Annotated in this window: 17 protein-coding genes and 1 tRNA gene; 7 read left to right on the forward strand and 11 right to left on the reverse strand. The window is 65.4% G+C overall.

Annotation, left to right across the window (positions count from 1 at the left end; genetic code table 11):
- Positions 1-202: 202 nt before the first annotated feature.
- The 4 genes from FRZ44_RS03030 to FRZ44_RS03045 all read right to left on the reverse strand — a co-directional run bounded on the left by FRZ44_RS03030 (position 203) and on the right by FRZ44_RS03045 (position 2,591).
- Complete coding sequence (locus FRZ44_RS03030; protein ID WP_151175780.1) at positions 203-745, reverse strand: tetratricopeptide repeat protein; 543 nt, start codon at positions 743-745, stop codon at positions 203-205.
- Between the two features lie 32 nt (positions 746-777).
- Positions 778-1,278 (reverse strand): tetratricopeptide repeat protein, encoded by a 501-nt coding sequence (locus FRZ44_RS03035; RefSeq protein WP_151175781.1) that lies wholly within the window; start codon positions 1,276-1,278, stop codon positions 778-780.
- Between the two features lie 69 nt (positions 1,279-1,347).
- Positions 1,348-1,848 carry a tetratricopeptide repeat protein gene (locus tag FRZ44_RS03040; RefSeq protein WP_151175782.1) on the reverse strand — a complete coding sequence of 167 codons (501 nt, stop codon included), beginning with the start codon at positions 1,846-1,848 and terminating at the stop codon, positions 1,348-1,350.
- A gap of 197 nt (positions 1,849-2,045) precedes the next feature.
- Positions 2,046-2,591 carry a RecX family transcriptional regulator gene (locus FRZ44_RS03045; protein ID WP_191908389.1) on the reverse strand — a complete coding sequence of 182 codons (546 nt, stop codon included), beginning with the start codon at positions 2,589-2,591 and terminating at the stop codon, positions 2,046-2,048.
- A 283-nt stretch (positions 2,592-2,874) separates the two neighbouring features.
- Between FRZ44_RS03045 and FRZ44_RS03050 the strand changes: the two genes are divergently transcribed.
- Together FRZ44_RS03050 and FRZ44_RS03055 are read left to right on the forward strand one after the other, a co-directional pair.
- Positions 2,875-3,708: an ABC transporter permease gene (locus FRZ44_RS03050; RefSeq protein ID WP_151175784.1), complete on the forward strand. Its 834-nt coding sequence runs from the start codon at positions 2,875-2,877 to the stop codon at positions 3,706-3,708.
- Positions 3,705-4,523, forward strand: coding sequence for an ABC transporter permease (locus FRZ44_RS03055; protein WP_151175785.1), 819 nt, complete (start codon positions 3,705-3,707; stop codon positions 4,521-4,523). Before FRZ44_RS03050 ends, FRZ44_RS03055 begins: the two co-directional genes overlap by 4 nt.
- A 12-nt stretch (positions 4,524-4,535) precedes the next feature.
- On the opposite strand, the gene FRZ44_RS03060 is transcribed toward FRZ44_RS03055, so the two are convergent.
- Complete coding sequence (locus FRZ44_RS03060) at positions 4,536-5,348, reverse strand: polyphosphate kinase 2 family protein (RefSeq protein WP_151175786.1); 813 nt, start codon at positions 5,346-5,348, stop codon at positions 4,536-4,538.
- Positions 5,349-5,686: 338 nt separating this feature from the next.
- Between FRZ44_RS03060 and FRZ44_RS03065 the strand changes: the two genes are divergently transcribed.
- The 4 genes from FRZ44_RS03065 to FRZ44_RS03080 are packed head-to-tail and all read left to right on the forward strand — an operon-like array spanning position 5,687 to position 9,395.
- Positions 5,687-6,874, forward strand: coding sequence for an aspartate aminotransferase family protein (locus tag FRZ44_RS03065; protein ID WP_151175787.1), 1,188 nt, complete (start codon positions 5,687-5,689; stop codon positions 6,872-6,874).
- A 3-nt stretch (positions 6,875-6,877) separates the two neighbouring features.
- The gene (gene argF / locus FRZ44_RS03070) at positions 6,878-7,810 is read left to right on the forward strand and encodes an ornithine carbamoyltransferase (protein ID WP_151175788.1); all 933 of its coding nucleotides are present in this window, start codon (positions 6,878-6,880) and stop codon (positions 7,808-7,810) included.
- A 29-nt stretch (positions 7,811-7,839) separates the two neighbouring features.
- Positions 7,840-8,760, forward strand: coding sequence for an Hsp33 family molecular chaperone HslO (gene hslO, locus FRZ44_RS03075; RefSeq protein WP_225308528.1), 921 nt, complete (start codon positions 7,840-7,842; stop codon positions 8,758-8,760).
- A 35-nt stretch (positions 8,761-8,795) separates the two neighbouring features.
- Positions 8,796-9,395: a hypothetical protein gene (locus FRZ44_RS03080; RefSeq protein WP_151175789.1), complete on the forward strand. Its 600-nt coding sequence runs from the start codon at positions 8,796-8,798 to the stop codon at positions 9,393-9,395.
- Between the two features lie 149 nt (positions 9,396-9,544).
- On the opposite strand, the gene FRZ44_RS03085 is transcribed toward FRZ44_RS03080, so the two are convergent.
- The 5 genes from FRZ44_RS03085 to FRZ44_RS03105 form a co-directional block, all read right to left on the reverse strand.
- Positions 9,545-10,708, reverse strand: a complete 1,164-nt coding sequence (locus tag FRZ44_RS03085; protein WP_151175693.1) for an IS4 family transposase — start codon at positions 10,706-10,708, stop codon at positions 9,545-9,547.
- A 241-nt stretch (positions 10,709-10,949) separates the two neighbouring features.
- Positions 10,950-12,401: a TrkH family potassium uptake protein gene (locus FRZ44_RS03090; protein WP_151175790.1), complete on the reverse strand. Its 1,452-nt coding sequence runs from the start codon at positions 12,399-12,401 to the stop codon at positions 10,950-10,952.
- A 50-nt stretch (positions 12,402-12,451) separates the two neighbouring features.
- Positions 12,452-13,126 carry a GTP cyclohydrolase I FolE gene (gene folE, locus FRZ44_RS03095; protein WP_151175791.1) on the reverse strand — a complete coding sequence of 225 codons (675 nt, stop codon included), beginning with the start codon at positions 13,124-13,126 and terminating at the stop codon, positions 12,452-12,454.
- A gap of 100 nt (positions 13,127-13,226) precedes the next feature.
- Entirely contained in the window at positions 13,227-13,619 is a 393-nt protein-coding gene (gene apaG / locus FRZ44_RS03100) for a Co2+/Mg2+ efflux protein ApaG (protein ID WP_151175792.1), read from the reverse strand.
- 270 nt (positions 13,620-13,889) lie between these two features.
- Positions 13,890-14,738, reverse strand: a complete 849-nt coding sequence (locus FRZ44_RS03105) for an OmpA family protein (protein ID WP_151175793.1) — start codon at positions 14,736-14,738, stop codon at positions 13,890-13,892.
- Between the two features lie 554 nt (positions 14,739-15,292).
- On the opposite strand from FRZ44_RS03105, the gene FRZ44_RS03110 reads away from it, so the two are divergent.
- Positions 15,293-15,366: transfer RNA gene (locus FRZ44_RS03110), tRNA-Gly, on the forward strand.
- A gap of 105 nt (positions 15,367-15,471) precedes the next feature.
- On the opposite strand, the gene FRZ44_RS03115 is transcribed toward FRZ44_RS03110, so the two are convergent.
- Complete coding sequence (locus tag FRZ44_RS03115; protein WP_151175794.1) at positions 15,472-18,645, reverse strand: efflux RND transporter permease subunit; 3,174 nt, start codon at positions 18,643-18,645, stop codon at positions 15,472-15,474.
- Between the last annotated feature and the right edge of the window lies 1 nt (position 18,646).

Raw genomic sequence — 18,646 nt, forward strand, 5'->3', positions numbered from 1 at the left:
GTTGCCAGCTCAGCCCAAGCCTGTTGCTTTCAGAGCGTTGCTTGATCGTAAGTGTGATCGGCATCGCGCCCGTGTCACCCCTCCCCCTACCCCCTCCCGCAAGGGGAGGGGGCGAGAGTATTTCTGACGCCCTCTTACGGCATCATTCGATTTCTTCACACGCTCCTTCGCCGGGGTGACAAGCGAGTGGACGGCGCCGCGATCAGCCCTGGATCGACAGCTTGTAGGCGTCGATCTTCGCCTTGAGCTGGTTGTACTCGTCGCAATTCACGCAGGCGTCCTGCAGCACGGTGAGCCGCTCTTCCGCGCCCGAGAGATTCTTCATATCGAGCAGCAACTCGCCGGCATTCCGGTTGGCGAGCAGATGCTGGGGCTTCATGCCGATGACCTTCTTGTAGTAGCTCATCGCCTTCCCCAGCTGGTTCTCCTTCTGATAGCAGTAGCCCAGCTGGGTCAGCGCATCCGCGTCGACCGGATCCATCGCGATCAGCTTGTTGAGGATCAGCATCGCGCCGTCATAGTCGCCGGTCTGGATGCGGGCGAGCGCCTCGTTGTACTGCTCGTTCCGCGGCGTGATGGTCTCGTTGAGCGAGGAGCCGAGCGTCCCGGTGTTCGGCTTCGCATAGGGATTCGACAGATTGAGACCGGGCGCGTTCGGGTCTTGCGCCTGGGCCGACAGAGGCAAGAGGAGGCTGGCGCCCAGCAGGAGGCCGGCGCAGAGGGCGAGGCGAACAAAGGCAAGCATCAGGGCACGCTCGATTCAAAGTGACCGGTGGCTCAACTCTGCTGCTTCGCCCTATAGTCCGCAATCTTTTCCTTAAGTTCCGAGAATTCCTCGCAATTTCCACAGGCTTTCTGCAGCACGGCGAGCCGCTCCTCGGCCTTGGGCAGGTCTTTCATGGTGAGGTAGAGCTCGCCCAGATACTCGTTGGCCCCGACATGCTCGGGCTGGATGGCCAGGGCCTGAAGATAGTAGTTCAGGGCCCGTTGCTCGTGGCCCAGCTCGCGATGGCTGTAGCCCAGCTCGTTGAGCGCGTCGGTATCCGCGGGGTTCTTCGCCACCAGCCATTCCAGGATCGGGATGGCGTCGCGGTAGCGCTCCCGGTCGATGAGGTTCTTGGCCGCGGCGTAATCGTCCTGGACGACGCTGGGCGTGGGCGAGGTCGCGGCCGAATGGTCGGTGTTCCCGCCGGCGGCCCCGGCGCTGATCGAGGCCAGGGCCGTGGCGGAAGCGAGAACCGGGGCGGCCAGGAAGGCCATGCGAAGAAATCTGCGCATCGGTTCACCCCTCTTTCGGATCAAGGGCGCCGGCCGCGGGGGCGGCCGCGCCCGGCTCTGCAGCCGGGATCAGCTCTGCTGCTTCGCCTTGTAGTCTGCGATCTTCTCCTTCAGCTCGGTGTACTGCTCGCAATTCGTGCAGGCCTTCTCCAGAACGGCGAGGCGTTCCTCGGCGTGGGGCAGGTCCTTCATCTCGAGATAGAGTTCGCCCAGATATTCGTTGGCGCCGAGATGATTGGGCTCGGTCGAGAGCGCCTTGAGATAGTAGGTCAGCGCTTTCTGCTGATGGCCGAGCTTGCGATGGCTGAAGCCAAGCTCGTTGAGCGCATCGGCGTCGGCCGGGTTCTTCGCCACCAGTTGATCGAGGATCGGGATCGCATCCCGATAGTTGCCCTCGTCGACCAGTTTCTTCGCCGTCACATAATCGGCGGTGACGGCGGGGGAAGTGCTCGAGCTGTCGCTCGAGCTGCCCATCGACCAGCCGGACGGCGCGGGCAGCGCGATGGCGAGGCCGACCGCGAGCCCGAGCACGGGGCCAGCCGCCAGCGCGATACGAGTGAATTTGTGCATCGAAGAGTCTCCCTTGTCGTGACGCGATCCAGTCCAGGTGGGGTGGATTAGCGCCCATTATAATGGGGAAGCGGGGGGCGCGCGCGGCGACGGCCCTGTCTCACGGGCATGTGATGGCCGGTGATCGGGCGTGGGAAGCCGGATTTCTGTGACAACTGCAGTGGGTTCGTACAAACCTGCTGGGTAGGAGGCCAGTCTCACGCCTCGTCCAGCATCGCCAGCAGCGTCTCGGCCGAGCCTGCATCCAGCACGATCCGCGCCGTGCGGTGATCGAAGCCGGCCCGGGCCAGCGCCGCCAGCTCCTTGCTTGCCAGCGCTTTCAGCTCTTCCCGGCTGCGACGCTTCGGCGTCCGGTAGGGACCGAGGCGCCGCCGCTTCGCGAAGGCGATGGCGGCGCCCAGCTCGGACCGGGCCCGGCTTCCCGGCAATGCCTCGATGGCGTCGCGGATCAGGGGCGAGGCGACACCGTCGGCGGAGAGCTTGGCCTCGATCCAGCGGCGCGAACGGCCCTGCCGCGTCAGGCTCTCGGCCCGGGTCGAGGCGTAGCGCCCGTCTTCGAGCAGGCCTTTCGCGGTCAGCTTGGCGATCACCTCGGCGATAGTCTTGCGCGCTGCGTCGAGGACATTGCGGTCGGCGGAGCGCCGCCGCACGCGGCGCTCCAGCACCCGCCGCAACCGGGTGGTCGAGGCGGCATAGCGCGCGAGATAGTCGAGCGCCGCCTCCAGCAGGGCCGCTTCCGTCATCGCTTCCGTCGGGGCTTCGGATGCCTCGGCTTCGGTGGAATCGCTGGAGGAGGACAAGGGCATCTCGCGGCCGGCCGGAGGGGACAGCCCGCCAGCATCGCATGGGACGGCGCCGGCGGCAGCAGACCTTCTGGTGCTGGGAATACCCTTTTCGATCCAGGGGTTTAGGCGAGGCCCGGAGGCGTCCACCCATGCAGGAATCCCGGGGCGGTCCTGCCGTGCCGAGGCTTGCTCCGGCACCGGCCGGGGCCTACCTTCCCGCACCCTTCATTGATCCTCGTCCATGACCCCTCCCGCGACGTCATCCGCATCTTCGTCCGCCCGTCCCGCCCCCGACGTCCGTCGCTTCGGCCCGGTCAATTGGGTCGGCCTCTGGACGCTCTATCTCAAGGAGGTGCGCCGCTTCGCGAAGGTCGCGACCCAGACGATCCTGGCGCCGCTGGTCACGACCCTGCTGTTCTTCGCGATCTTCACCCTGGCGCTCGGCCGCGCGGTCCAGAATGTGGGCGGCGTTTCCTTCCCGGAATTTCTCGGGCCTGGCCTCATCATGATGGCGATGGTACAGAACGCCTTCGCCAACACCTCCTCCTCGCTGGTGATCGCCAAGATCCAGGGCAACATCGTCGATCTGGTGATGCCGCCCTTGAGCCCGGGCGAGCTCACCTTCGCGCTCGCCGCGGGCGGGCTCACGCGCGGGATCGCGGTCGGGATCACGGTCGGGATCGTGATCGCGCTGCTGGTGCCGGTGCATGTCCACGACCTGTTCTTCGTGCTGTTCCATGCCGTGGCGGCCTGCCTGATGCTGTCGCTCCTGGGCATCCTCGGCGGGCTCTGGTCGGAGAAGTTCGACCATATCGCGGCCGTGACCAATTTCGTGATCACGCCGCTCTCCTTCCTCTCGGGTGCCTTCTATTCGGCGGAGCGGCTGCCGGGCATCTGGCACACGGTCGCGCATTTCAATCCGTTCTTCTACATGATCGACGGATTCCGCTACGGATTCATCGGCCATGCCGACGGGTCGCTGACCGCGGGCCTGATCGTGCTGACGCTCGCCAATGTCGGGCTCTATGCCCTGATCCACCGGCTGTTCTCGATCGGCTACAAGCTGCGGCCATGACCAAGTCGGCGGGCGTTCGGATCGCGGCGCCCCGGGCCCGGCATTTCGGCCGGGTCAACTGGCTGGGACTCTGGTCGCTGCATCAGCGCGAGTTCGGCCGTTTCGCCAAGGGCTATATCGACAATCTGCTCGGGCCGGTGGTCACCAGCCTGCTGTTCTTCGCGGTGTTCCGGCTGGCGCTGGGCGGGCAGAGCTGGAATGTCCCCGGCATCTCGCTCGCCGACTTCGTGGCGCCGGCGCTGATCATGATGGCCGTGGCCGAGCGCGCGCTCTCCTCGACCTCGGCCTCGATCCTCTATGACAAGCATACCGGCGCGCTCTCCGACGTGCTGATGCCGCCCTTGTCGGCGCTGGAACGGGTGTTGGGCTACGCCTTCGCCGCCACCAGCTCCGGGCTCGTGATCGGCTTCGTGGTGGCGCTCTGCCTGGCGCCTTTCGCGCATTACGCGCTCACCGGCCTGCCGGCGATCCTGTTCTTCGCGGTCGGCGGCGGGCTGCTGTTCGGGTTCCTCGGCGTGCTGGTGGGCATGTGGTCGACGCGCTGGGATCACTACACGGCGGCCCATACCTTCGTCTTCATCCCGACCTCGTTCTTCTCGGGCATGTTCCTGCCGGTGGCCGTGCTGCCGGAGATCGGGCAGAGGCTGGTGGCGCTCAATCCGTTCTATTACGCGCTCGACGGCGTGCGCGGCGGCCTCACCGGCTGGCGCGAGAGCGATCCGATCCTGGGCGCGGCGGTGCTGATCGGCTGCAATCTCGTGATCGGCGCCATCGTCTGGCGCCTGATGGCGCGCGGATATCGCGTCAAGCCGTAGCGCCCGCGTGCCTCAGGGCTTCAGCGCCCGGCGGCCCTTCTTCGCCTTCCGCACCATCTTGCGGATCGCCCTGGCGAGCTCGGGATCGCAGGGCGGCGGCTTCAGGTCGATGCCATCGCCCAGGCCCTTGGCGATGATCTCGAGGCCCCGGATGCGCGCCCACCATTTGAAGTCGCTCGCCACCAGATTCCAGGGCGCATGCCGGCTCGAGGTCTTCTCGAACATCTCGCCGGTCGCGGCGATATAGGCGTCCCACCGGCTGCGATTGCGCAGGTCGTCGGGGGTCAGCTTCCAGCGCTTGTAGGAGGTCTCCATCCGCTCCTCGAAGCGGCGGAGCTGCTCCTCGGGCGAGATATGGAGGAAGATCTTGATCACGCGGATCCCGTCGTCGACCAGCATCCGCTCGAACTCGACGATTTCCCGATAGGCGCGCTTCCACACCGGGGGCTCGATCAGCTTCTCGACTCGTTCGACCCGCACGCGGCCGTACCAGGAACGGTCGAACACGGCGAGCTCGCCGTGGTCGGGCATGCGGCGCCAGAAACGCTCCAGGTAATGCTCGTTCTGCTCGATCGCGTTCGGCGCGGCGATGGGCCAGATATAGCAGTAGCGGGGATCGAGCCGGGCGGAGAGGCGGCGGACCAGGCTGCCCTTGCCGGCGGCGTCGGCGCCCTCGAGAACGACGATCCCGCGCCGGCCCTGGCGCAGATAGGCCTGCTGGATCTGGAGCAGGGTGGTCTGGACCGCCTTGAGCTTGTCGTCATAGGTCTCCTCGTCGGGCAGCTTGCGGCTGAGATCGGCCTTGGCGAGGTCGGGGATCGGCATGGGAGGACCTTCCGGAAGGGGAACGAGATCGACCAAGCGGTGGCGGCCATGTCGGCCGCCTAGAAGGCTGAGCCACCACGCGAATTTGCGCAAGACAGGGTTGCATCACGGGCCCGGCCCCTTCGGTTGACAGGCCGGGGGCCCCCGCCCGATAGTCTCAACCCTTCCGCCCTTCCCGCCGGAAAATCCCGGAAAGCCTTGATGGGGCTGCCCGTTGCCGGGTCTGCCCCAGCCGGGGACGCGTTTTGCTTCGGTCGGGGCGGGCCGATAGAAAGCGATCTGTTCCTTGGGGGCCCCGTCGGGGCCCGGGTTTTGTCAGAAAAAGGAGGCCACATCCAATGTCCGCGTCGTCTGCCTCTGCGTTGTTGCCGGTTTATGCGCGCGCCGATCTCGCTTTCGAGCGGGGCGAGGGCGCCTACCTGTTCGGCAACGACGGGCGACGTTACTTGGATTTCGCCTCGGGCATCGCGGTCACGGCGTTGGGCCATGCCCATCCGCATCTGGTGAGGGCGCTGAAGGATCAGGCCGAGAAGGTCTGGCACACCTCGAATCTGTATCGGATTCCCGAGGGCGAAAGGCTGGCCGACCGGCTGGCGGCGGCGAGCTTCGCCGACCGCGTCTTCTTCACCAATTCGGGCGCCGAGGCGATCGAATGCGGCATCAAGATGAGCCGCAAATGGCAGGATGATTTCGGCGATCCCAAGCGCTATCGCATCATCGCGACCGAGGGCGCCTTCCATGGCCGCACGCTGGCGACGATCGCGGCCGGCGGCCAGGAGAAGCACCTCAAGGGCTTCGCGCCCACGGTCGAAGGCTTCGATCATGTCGCCTATGGCAATCTGAACGAGCTGCGCAATGCGATCGGGCCGGAGACGGCCGCGGTTCTGGTCGAGCCGGTGCAGGGCGAGGGCGGCATGCGCGCGGCCTCGATCGAATATCTGAAGGGCTTGCGCCAGGTCTGCGACGAGTTCGGCCTGCTGCTGTTCTTCGACGAGGTCCAGTGCGGCATGGGCCGGACCGGCAAGCTCTTCGCTCATGAATGGGCGGGGGTGACGCCGGACATCGTGGCCACGGCCAAGGGCATCGGCGGCGGCTTCCCGATGGGCGCCTGTCTTGCCACGGAGAAAGTGGCCGCGGCCATGACACCCGGGAGCCATGGCTCGACCTTCGGCGGCAATCCGCTCGGCATGGCGGTCGGCAATGCCGTGCTCGACATCATGCTGGCGGACGGATTCCTGCCCCATGTCGAGGCGATGGGCGCGCTGCTGCAGAAGCGTGTCGCGGCGCTGGTGGCGAAATATCCGAAGGTCTTCGAGGAGGTGCGCGGCAAGGGCCTGATGCTGGGCCTGAAATGCCGCGTGCCCAATACCGACATGCAGACCAGGCTGCGCGAGGCGGGGCTGCTGACGGTCGGTGCCGGCGACAATGTGGTCCGCCTGCTGCCGCCGCTGATCATCGAGGAACGCCATATCGACGAGGCCTTGGCTGTCCTCGACAAGGTGGCCAAAGCCTGGCCGGAGAACTGAGCCATGACCTCCTCTTCGGCCGCGGCCCCGCGGCATTTCCTCGATCTGGACAAGCTCGACACCGCGACGCTCCGGCGCATCCTCGATGCCGGCCATGCTTGCAAGAAGGGCCAGGTTCCGGGCGGCAAGGAGAAGCCGCTCGCGGGCAAGTCGCTGGCCCTGATCTTCGAGAAGCCCTCGACGCGCACCCGCGTCTCCTTCGAGCTCGGCATCAAGGAGCTGGGCGGCGAGGCGGTGGTGCTGGAGCGCGACAGCATGCAGCTCGGCCGCGGCGAGACCGTGGCCGACACCGCGCGCGTGCTCTCGCGCTATGTCGATTGCATCATGGTGCGCACCACCAAGGAGGAGAAGCTCCTGGAGCTGGCGGAGAACGCGACGGTGCCGGTCATCAACGGCCTCACCGACCGCACCCATCCCTGCCAGCTCATGGCCGACGTGATGACCTTCGAGGAGCATCGCGGTCCGATCGCCGGCAAGCGCATCGCCTGGATCGGCGACGGCAACAACATGGCGACCTCCTGGACCCATGCGGCCGTGCGCTTCGGCTTCGAGCTCCGCATCGCCTGTCCGCCGCAGCTCATGCCGCCGGGCCAGGTGCTGGGCTGGGCCAAGGCCGAGAAAGGCCAGGTCCATGTCACCACCGATCCCAAGGAAGCGGTCAAGGATGCCGATTGCATCGTGACCGACGTCTGGGTGTCGATGGGAGACACCGACGCGATGGGACGCCATGTGATGCTGGCCCCCTATCAGGTGACCGAGACGGTGATGGGCATGGCCAGGCCCGGCGCCATCTTCATGCATTGCCTGCCCGCCCATCGCGGTGAGGAGGTGACGGCCGGCGTCATCGACGGGGCAAACTCCGTCGTCTGGGACGAGGCCGAGAATCGCCTCCACGCCCAGAAGGGGATCCTGCTCTGGTCCCTGGGCGTCATCTGATCCGAGTCCTGAGTCGAGAACCGAGAGACGTGAGCGCAATTCCCGATATCGCCGACGATCGCGTCCTTCCGTTCCAGATCGAAGCCAGCGCGCTGCGCGGCCGGATCCTGCGCATGGGGCCGCTGCTGGACGAGGTCCTGCGGCACCATGCCTATCCGAAACCGGTGGCCGAGCGGCTGGCGGAGATGCTGGCGCTGGCGGCGCTCCTCTCGGGCGCGCTCAAGTTCGAGGGCGTCTTCACGCTCCAGATCAAGGGCGACGGGCCGGTCAAGCTGATGGTCGCCGACGTCACCAGCGCCGGCCATATGCGGGGCTATGCGCAGTTCGATGCCGGGGCCGTGGCAGCGCTGGCGTCGGGGCCGACGCCCTCGGTGCCGAAGCTCTTCGGTGCCGGGTATCTGGCGCTCACCGTCGATCAGGGCGTCCATACCGAGCGCTATCAGGGAATCGTCGAGCTGACGGGATCGACCCTCGCCGAATGCGTCCATGGCTATTTCCGCCAGTCCGAACAGCTCGAGGCGGCGGTCATGGTGGCGGCCCGCGCCCCCGCCGACGGGGGCAACCAGGGCTGGCGCGCCGGCGCTCTCATGTTGCAGCGCCTGCCCACCAGCGGCACCGAGATGGCGCTCGACGATGCCGACGAGGCCTGGCGCCGCGCGCTCATCCTGATGTCGAGCTGCAGCCCGGCCGAGCTGACGTCGACCGCGCTCGCTTCCGAAGACGTTCTCTTCCGCCTGTTCCATGAGGATGGCGTGCGGGTGTTCCGCGACCATCCGCTCGAGGCCAGATGCCGCTGCTCGCGCGAGCGTGTGGTACGCGTGCTCGAGGCCCTGCCGCGCCAGGACCTCGACGAGATGAAGGTCGAAGGCGAGGTCGTGGTGACCTGCGAGTTCTGCAGCCGGGTCTATCGCTTCGACGACACCGAGATCGCGGCGCTGATCAAGGGCTGAGACGGGTTGCAATCGATCGGGCTTCGGAGGCCTTGATGAAGCGGTTCTCGACGCAGCGGTTTCTGGGTGTGGTTCTCGTTCTCGCTGGCGGCCTGCTCGCCGCCTGCGACACGCCGCCCCACCGCGATCCCTTTCCGCAGCTGACCTATGCGCATCTGGGACCGATCAATCTGGACGTGGCGCAGATCGCGATCGTCGACGCCTATCAGCCGCCCATGGCCGACCCGCATGTCGAGCAGGATTTCCCGACGCCGCCGGCAGCGGCCGCGCGGCAATGGGCGCAAGACCGGCTGAAGGCGGTCGGCAGCGACGGGGTCGCGAAATACACCATCACCGACGGATCGGCGATCGACGTGCCGCTCCCGCGCACCACCGGCCTCGACGGCATGATCACGCAGGACCAGTCGGACCGCTATGACGTGACCGTCACGGTCCGGCTCGACCTCGAGAACCGCATGGGCAATCACCGTGGCTCGATCACCGCCACCGCCAAGCGCAGCGAGACCGCCGCCGAGGACATGACGCTCAACGAGCGCGAGAAGCTCTGGTTCGAGATGACCGACCAGCTGATGAAGCAGCTCAATGCCGAGCTGGAGAAGCAGATCGGGAGGAATTTGAAGGATTTCGTGCGGTAGGAGGACCCCTCCCCTACCCCCTCCCGCAAGGGGAGGGAGCGTGAGTGTTTTTCACCGCTCCCGCATTCTCTTCGCTGCTTTCGCACCACCGCTCCGGTGAATCACGAATTGAACCAGCCCCCTCTCCTTGCAGGGCTGTCCGGGGAAACTCATGCATAACAGAACGCCATCTGGTTGGCTGGGACTTTGGGAGATGGCTTGCTTGGATTGACGGGCGGCGGGCGATCGATACGGTGGAAGGTTTTCCTGGTAAAGAGCGACTGGCCGACGAGTTCGGCCAGTCGCAGGAGGGGGATTTTCACGCTGTGGAGGCGCGCGCCGATGCGCAGGAGCAGATAGGCGATCATGGCGGCGAGGACCTGCAGCCGGATGGCATTTTCGTTGTTGCCAAGGAACTTGCGAATATCGAGATGCTGCTTGATCCAGCGGAACAGCAGCTCGATCTGCCACCGGGTCTTGTAGAGGGTGGCGATTTCCACGGCCGAGCGGGTCATATCGTTGGTGATGAGGGTGATGACGCCGCCTTTTTCGCGCCGGACCCGGATCCGACGCAGCCGGATCGCCAGCTTGGAATCGCCCTTACTGACGAGGCGGACCTCGGCGTCGTCGATGATCCTGAAGCCGTCGCCGACAATCTTCCGGAGCTTGCGCCGCTTGGTGGCGCGCAAGCGCATGTTGGACTTCGCGCGCGTGACGAAGACCGCCTCGGCGGCGTCGATCTGGCACCACCAACTGTAGCGACAATAGCCTTTGTCGAAGACATAGGTGGCTCCGGCCTCGATCGGCACGCGCCGGCCCACCTCGATGTCGTTGATGGTGGCCGGCGTGACCTCGACCGAGCAGGGGCGATCGGCCTTGGGATCGTAGACGACATGCATCTTCATGCCGCGGATCCGGCCGTTCCAGTCCGCCCAGGCGCAGACCTTGCCCAGCGGAATCGGCGAGGCGTCGATCAAACGCAGCATCTCGTTCCCTTCCTGGCGAGCCAGCCGATCCACCTCCTGGGAAAGCGTGCCAAACAGCCCCGCAAACACACTCACTGGACGGCGCGCATTGGCATCCGACAAGGTCGAACGAACCAGCTTCCCGACCCCCAGATGGTAGTGATGCTGGGAGTTGGCGTTGAAACCCGCCTCCACCCCCCGCAGGCTCTTGGCGTGGCTGAGCTGGGCGTAGATCAGCGCCACCAGATGATCCCAGCTCTTGAAGGATTTGTCGTAGGCATCGCCGTCGTGGCGCTCCACCAGCGTGCGGAATTGACGCCGATCGATGGGTTTCAGCAGGCTCACGAAGATGCTACCCATGTACTGCATGCCCGGTTCCCTTTCTGAGTCTCGACAACCAGAAAGTACCCGGAAAACCTCCGGAAAACCGGGCATGCGCCCGCGACCTATCGACTCATTCCCCGGACAGCCCTGCTCTCCTTGCGGGGAGGGGGTAGGGGGAGGGGTTGTTTCAGAATGGAGTGGCAATATCGATTGTGGGTCGCGATCGAAGCTTTGAAGTAGAGCGAAGCGATCACGTCGACTTGGAGGGGCCGCCGCTCGGTGTTGGCTACCCCCGCCAATAGGTCCGGCTGAGCAGCACGAGGACCGTGAGGAGCTCGAGGCGGCCGAGCATCATGGCGAGAGACAGCAGCCACTTGGCGCCGTCATGAAGGCTCGCATAGTTGCCGATGGGCCCGATCTCGGGGGTCAGGCCGGGCCCGACATTGGCGATCGCCTGGGCGACGGCGCTCATCGCTGCCACCAGATCCATTCCGAACGCGCTGACCGCGATCGAGATCGCGGCAAACGTGGCGATATAGAACACGATGAAGCTCAGGACGGAACGCACCACTTCATCGCTGATGGGTAAACCGTTATAGAATGGCAGCGTCACCCGATGAGGGTGGATCATGTGCGCGATCTGCGAACGCGCCACCGCACCGACCACACAGATGCGGAAGAACTTGATGCCGCCCGCTGTCGATCCCGTGCAGGCGCCGAGGAACAGCAGCACCATGAACATGACCATCGGCATCGAGCCCCAGACGAGATAGTCCTCCGAGGCGAATCCCGTCGTGGTGATGATGGAAACGACGTTGAAGCTGGAGCTGCGCAAGGAGTCTCCGAACGCCCTCCCGTTGACCTCCCACTGCCAGAAGGTCATGCCGGCGGCGAAGAGCAGGACGCAAAGCAGGTACCAGCGCGTCTGGTCGTCATGCCAGAGCCAGGTAAGATCGCCGCGTGCAGCCCGCGCCAGCAGCACGAACGTCATGCCGGCGATCAGCATGAAGAAGGTGAGTATCCATTCGACGGCGGGGCTGTGGAAGTATCCGACCGATGCGTCGTGGGTCGAAAAACCGCCCGTCGCCAGCGTGGCCATCGCATGGCAGACCGCGTCGAAAGCCGGCATGCCGGCGATCACGAGCGCAACTGCGCAGATCGTGGTGAGAGTCACATAGACCGAGATCAGTACGCTCGAGACCTGGCTGACCCGCGGACGGATTTTTTCAGATTTGTCCGAAGATTCCATGCGGAAGAGCTGCATCCCGCCCACCCGGAGGATCGGGAATATCGTGACCGCGATGACGATGATGCCGATGCCCCCGACCCAATGCAGCAGGGCGCGCCAGAGCAGCACGCCCATGGGCCGGCCGTCCAGATTGGGCAGGACGGAGGCCCCGGTCGTGGTCAGTCCCGACATGCTCTCGAAATAGGCATCGGTGAAATCGAGTCCTGCCCGCGTCAGCATGAGCGGGAGCGTCGCGAAGCCTGCCAGTACGATCCAGCTGACGGTCACCAGCAGAAAGCCCTCGCGGGCCCGGAGCTGCGGCGGTTCGGCTTGACGAAATCCCAGCACCATCGCGGCGCCGGCGACGCCCGTCGAGATCGCCGACAGTGAGAAGGCCCGCCAGTCGGGGTCGCCCGCCAGCGCGTCGATCGCCGCGGGCAGCAGCATGGCGGCGGCGAGCGCCAGCAGCAGGAAGCCGATGATGAAGAACACCGCGCGGAAATCAGGCATGGCGCCCGAGTCGCCCGGTCAATGTCCTGGGCCTGCGTCCCGTCCTGGGATCAGACATTGACCATGGTCGAAGCGGCCGGGTGGCCGATGATGGCGAGGAACTCGCGCCGGGTGCGGGCATCGGTGCGGAACAGCCCCAGCATGCGGCTCGTCACCATGCTCATGCCGGGCTTGTGCACGCCGCGCGTCGTCATGCATTGATGGGCCGCGTCGATCACGACCGCCACGCCCTTGGGCTGCAGCACCTCGTCGATGGTGTTGGCGATCTGGGCCGTCATCTTCTCCTGGATCTGCAGCCGCTTGCTGTAGATGTCGAGCACCCGGGCCAGCTTGCTGATGCCGATGACGCGCTTGTTCGGCAGATAGGCGATGTGGGCGCGCCCGATGATGGGTGCGAGGTGGTGCTCGCAATGCGACTCGAAACGCATGTCGCGCAGGATCACCATCTCGTCATAGCCGCCGGTCTCCTCGAAGGTACGCTGCAGCACCTCGACCGGATCCTCGCCATAGCCGCCGAAGAACTCTTCGTAGGCGCGCGTGACGCGATCGGGCGTGCCGAGCAGCCCTTCGCGCGCCGGATCGTCGCCGGCCCAGCGAATGAGGGTGCGCACCGCCTCCTCCGCTTCTTCGCGCGTCGGCTTCACCGGCAGGGCATTGCCGTTCTTTTTGACCAGGCGCGGACGCGGGCCGCCGGCGCGCTCGGGTTTTGCAGGTGGCTTCCTCATCGCTTTAGATCCTCGTTCGGGTTCATCGGCGGCCCGCCGGCGCCCGCTGGCGCTTCAGGGTGGAGCTCGCCTGGTCAGGTCGTACGGGCCGGGAACCGAATCAGTTCACTCTTTTGGGCAGATGCGGGCTGTCCAGCGAGAAGGCCGGAACGGCCACGTCGAATCGCTCGCCGGTCTCGTTCTCCATCTGGTAGGTCCCGACCATGAATCCAGAGGCGGTCGGCAGCGGCGTACCGCTGGTGTATTCGAAGGATTCGCCGGGCTTGAGCACGGGCTGCTCGCCCACGACTCCGGCCCCGCGAACCTCCTGGACCTTGCCGCGGGCGTCGGTGATGCGCCAATAGCGCGAGCGCAGCTGCACCGTCTCGGGTCCCTGATTCTCGATGCGGATGTGATAGGCCCAGACGAAGCGCTGCTCGTCGGGGGCAGACTGGTCGTCGAGATAGGTCGGTTCGACCGTGATGCGGATCGATCGCGTGCTCTGGCTATACATGGGGACCCTCTGATTCGGACTGCCGTCGGCGACCGGGAACGGCAGCGTCTATGGGCCGTCACTCTGCAGCGCATTCTAGGCGGCAAGCGGGCGATGTCCAGCCAAGCGACCCTTCGCCGCGGCGGCTTATCCCCAATGTTATCGGGGCGATCCCTTCTCACGGCACCCCCGACGATGGGCCCTCGAGGGACATCACGAATCCCCAAAAGAAAGCGGCGCCGGAATTTCTTCCGGCGCCGCGATCTGAGGGTCGAAACCCCGTCGTCGAGATTACTGCTGGATGATGATCTCGGCGCGACGGTTGGCCTGCTCGCGCACGCCATCGGCCGTGGGCACTGCAGGATCGGCTTCGCCGCGGCCGGCCGTCGTGATCTGGTCGGCGGCGATGCCACCGGAGATCAGGGCGTCACGGACCGCGTCGGCACGACGCAGCGACAAGGCCATGTTGTAGTCTTCCGAACCCGACAGGTCGGTGTAACCGGTCACCGAGATCGGCGGCGTGCCGACCTTGTTGGCGTCGGAGATGACCTGCTGGATGACAGTCTGACCATCCGGGCGGATGTTCGACTTGTCGAAGTCGAAGTACACGATGTAGCTGGACGGCATCGCCGGCTCAGCAGCGGCCTGCTCGGCAGCCGGCTTCATCGCCGCTTCGAGTTCCTCGAGAGCGGAGTAGAAGGCATTGCGGCAAGCTGCGATATGGTCGGGCTGATGGTTCTCTTCGGCCTGCTCGATCCAGCAGTCGAAGCGGCCCTGCGCGCGCGCCGCCAGGTCGGGGTGCGAATCACGAGCGCCGGATTCGAGCGCGACCATCAAACGGTTGCGGCCCTCGGCGAGATCGCCAGCCCACTCGGCCGGGATGTCCCAATTGGCCAGTTCTTCGGGCTGCACCACTTCGCCAGCGGCGGCCTTGAGGCCTTTCTGAGCGAAATAGTCCGCATCCGGCCAGTCATACATCTGGTCGGCTTCGAAAGTGACAATCTGCCGGTATTCCTCGGCCAGAGCCTTCGTGAAGGGCGAGCCCGTCGCCTCCACTGCTTTCATGGCTTGAATGTTGGTCGTGCACCCGGCCAACAGGCCCATCAGCGCAACAACCCCCAAGGACTTCAAATTCAACATCTTTTTATCTCCCCAAAACCCGCGGACGGCGTTAGCGCCATACCACGGTAGTGCACCAGCCCCGTGCCCAACCCCCTGGAAGGGCGCCGAACCGGGCTATCCGGCTGTACCACCACTCAAGCGGATACTAGGGTTGGTACGGTAAATTGTCAAAGCCAGTGGGTGAAATTGCTGTCTTTCGAGGCTCTTGTGGCCAATTTACCACAGTCTGTGGTAAAAATGTAGCGAGCCCCTCAGCTATTCTCATCGTGGCCTGGAGACCCGATTGGCCATGTTCCAGGCGCCCATCGGACCGACCTCTATGCGTTTCCCGTCAAGCTGCTTTATCGAGGGTTGTATATCCTACGGTTAGGGGCGGCAGCGCCAGCCTCGGAAACCACTCACGGCCTCCGGGCTATCCCGTCGCCGCGGTCTCCGCCGGGGTAGAACCGGTTTCGCCCGGCCGCTGCTTCTCGCCGATGCTCCGCACAACCGTCGCGGGCAAGGGGCACCTCCCTCTCGGCGATTCTTGTCCGTTTCCACGGCTTTGCCTATAACGTGGGACTCGGAGCCTCGCGGGTGTAGCTCAATGGTAGAGCAGAAGCTTCCCAAGCTTACGACGAGGGTTCGATTCCCTTCACCCGCTCCAATTCCACACAAAATGTTTCCCGAATCAGGCAAGCGTCGCCTCTGATCCAGCCGCTGGACGAGCCTGTTCGCAACGATCGGCTCCCGATCCCGGCGCGTTCTTCCTTCAATGAGCCCCTGGATCGGGTGCGCTGGTGGCGGGAATTTCTGCAGATTCGGCATCGGATCCCGCCGGCTTCTTCTTCGAGAAGCGCTCGCGGATCACGACGAAGAACATCGGAATCAGGAAGATCGCGAGGAAGGTCGCCGTGATCATGCCGCCGATCACACCGGTTCCGATCGCATGCTGGCTGGCGGAGCCCGCGCCGTTGCTGATGGCGAGCGGCAGCACGCCGAGGATGAAGGCCATGGAGGTCATCAGGATCGGCCGCAGCCGCAGGCGCGCCGCTTCCATGGCGGCGTCGACCGCCGTGCGGCCCTGGCGTTGCAGCTCCTTGGCGAACTCGACGATCAGGATGGCGTTCTTCGCCGACAGGCCGACCGTGGTCAGCAGGGCGACCTGGAAATAGACGTCGTTCGACAGGCCCCGGCCCGTCGCCGCCAGCAGCGCGCCGACGATGCCGAGCGGCACCACCATGATGACGGAGAAGGGGATCGACCAGCTCTCATAGAGCGCCGCCAGGCTGAGGAACACGACCAGGATGGAGATGCCGTAGAGCATCGGGGCTTGCGAGCCGGCCTGGCGCTCCTGGAACGAGATGCCGGTCCATTCATGGCCGATGCCGGTCGGCAGTTCGCTCGCGAGCCGCTCCATCTCGTCCATGGCCTCACCTGTGCTGCGGCCGGCCGCGGTGCTGCCCTGGATCTCCACCGAGGAGACGCCGTTATAGCGCTCAAGCTTGGGCGAGCCCGAGCTCCAGCGGCTGGTGGCGAAGGAGGAGAAGGGCACCATCGTTCCGTGGATGTTGCGCACATACCAGCGGTTGACGTCCTCCGGGTTCATCCGGAAGGGCGCATCGGCCTGCACATAGACGCGTTTGATGCGGTTGTCGGTATCGAGGAAGTTGTTGACGTAGGAGGAGGCCCACGCGATCGAGAAGGTCTGGTCGATCGCGGTCAAGGTCACGCCCAGCGCGCTCGCCTTCTCTCGGTCGATCTCGACGCTGAACTGCGGCTGATCGTCCAGGCCGTTCGGGCGCACCAGGGCGAGCACAGGGTCCTTGGCGGCCGCCGCCAGGAGCTGGTTGCGGGCTGCCATCAGCGCGTCATGGCCAAGGCCGGCGATATCCTCGAGCTCGAAATCGAATCCCGCGGCTGTGCCAAGCGCGGGGATCGGCGGTGGATTGATCGGGATCACCACTGCATATTTATAGGCGGCGAAAGCCTGGGCGATGCGCCGGATGAGGGCCTGCACCTTGTCCTTGTCGGCGGCGCGCTGGCCCCAGTCCTTGAGGCGCGCGAAGACGAGGCCGGAATTCTGGCCGCGGCCGGCGAAGCTGAAGCCGGCGACCTCGAATGTCGAGGCGACGATGTCCTTCTCGTGGGTGAAGAGATAGTCGTGAATGTCGTCGAGCACCTTCTGGGTGCGCTCCTGCGTGGTGCCCGGCGGGGTCTGCGCCTGGATCAGCAGGATCCCCTGGTCCTCGTCCGGCAGGAAGGAGGTCGGCAGCCGCAGGAAGAGGAAGGCCACGCCGCCAAGTAGCAGCAGATAGATGAAGAGCCAGCGCAGGGGGCGCCGGATCACCTGTCGCACCCCGCCATGATAGCGCTCGCGGCCGCCGTCGAAGGCGCGGTTGAACCAGCCGAAAAAGCCCCGCTTCTGGATATGGTGGCCTTTGGGGATCGGCTTGAGGAGGCTCGCGCACAGGGCCGGCGTCAGGGTCAGCGCCACCAGGACCGACAGCACCATGGCGGCGACAATCGTCAGCGAGAACTGGCGGTAGATCGCGCCGACGGCGCCCCCGGAGAAGGCCATCGGCACGAACACCGCCGAAAGCACCAGCGCCACGCCGATCAGCGCCCCCGTGATCTGGTCCATGGCCTTGCGCGTAGCGTCGCGCGGCGACAAACCCTCCTCGGCCATCACGCGCTCGACATTCTCCACCACGACGATCGCGTCGTCGACCAGGAGCCCGATGGCGAGCACGAGCCCGAACATCGAGAGCGTGTTGATCGAGAATCCCACCGCCGACATGATGGCGAAGGTGCCCAGCAGCACCACCGGGACCGCGATTGTCGGGATGAAAGTGGCCCGGAAATTCTGCAGGAACAGATACATTACGAGAAACACCAGGCCGATGCCCTCGAGCAGCGTGATCACCACCGCCTGGATGGAGATCCGCACGAAGGGCGTGGTGTCGTACGGATACTCGGCCTCCAGCCCGTGCGGGAAATAGGCCGAAAGCTGCTGCACCTTCGCCCGCACCGCGGCCGCGGTCTGGAGCGCATTGGCGCCGGTCGCGAGCTGGACGCCCAGGCCCGCCGCCGGCGAGCCGCTGTATTTGGTGTCCACGATGTAGTTCTCGCCGCCCAGATCGATCCGCGCCACGTCCTTGATGCGGACCTGGGAACCGTCGGGATTGACCTTGAGCAGCACGTTGCCGAACTGCTCTGGCGTGCGCAGCAGGGTCGCCTCGCTGATCGTCGCGGTGAGCATCTGGCCCGGCACCGCGGGCGTGCCGCCCAGCTGTCCAGCCGCCACCTGAACGTTCTGGCCCTCAAGCGCAGTGGTCACATCGACGGGTGTCAGATTGACCCGGATCAGTTTGTCGGGATCGAGCCAGATGCGGATGGCATATTGCGTGCCGAACACGTTGACCGTCCCGACGCCGTTGATCCGGCTCACCGGATCCTGCACATGCGAGACCAGGTAGTTGGCGAGGTCGTACTTGGTCATGCTGTGGTCGGTCGACACGAAGGCCAGCACCATCAGGAAGCCGCTGCTGGACTTCGTCACGCTGACGCCGGCCTGCTGCACCGCCTGAGGCAGGAGCGGCGTCGCCAGCTGCAGCTTGTTCTGCACCTGGACCTGCGCGATGTCGGGGTCGGTGCCCGGCGCGAAGGTGAGTGTGATCGTCGCCGTGCCCGAATTATCGCTGTTGGACGAGATGTAGAGCAGGTGATCGAGCCCGTTCATCTGCTGCTCGATCACCTGCGTGATCGTGGCCTCGACCGTCGCGGCCGAGGCGCCGGCATAGACCGCGCGGACCTGTACGGAGGGCGGCGCGATGGTCGGATATTGCTCGACGGGCAGGCCGGTGATGGCCAGTGCGCCCGCCAGCATGAGGACGATGGCGATCACCCAGGCGAAGATCGGGCGATCGATGAAGAATTTCGCCATG

Origin of the sequence: Hypericibacter terrae, from assembly GCF_008728855.1 — a bacterium.
GTDB lineage: Bacteria > Pseudomonadota > Alphaproteobacteria > Dongiales > Dongiaceae > Hypericibacter > Hypericibacter terrae.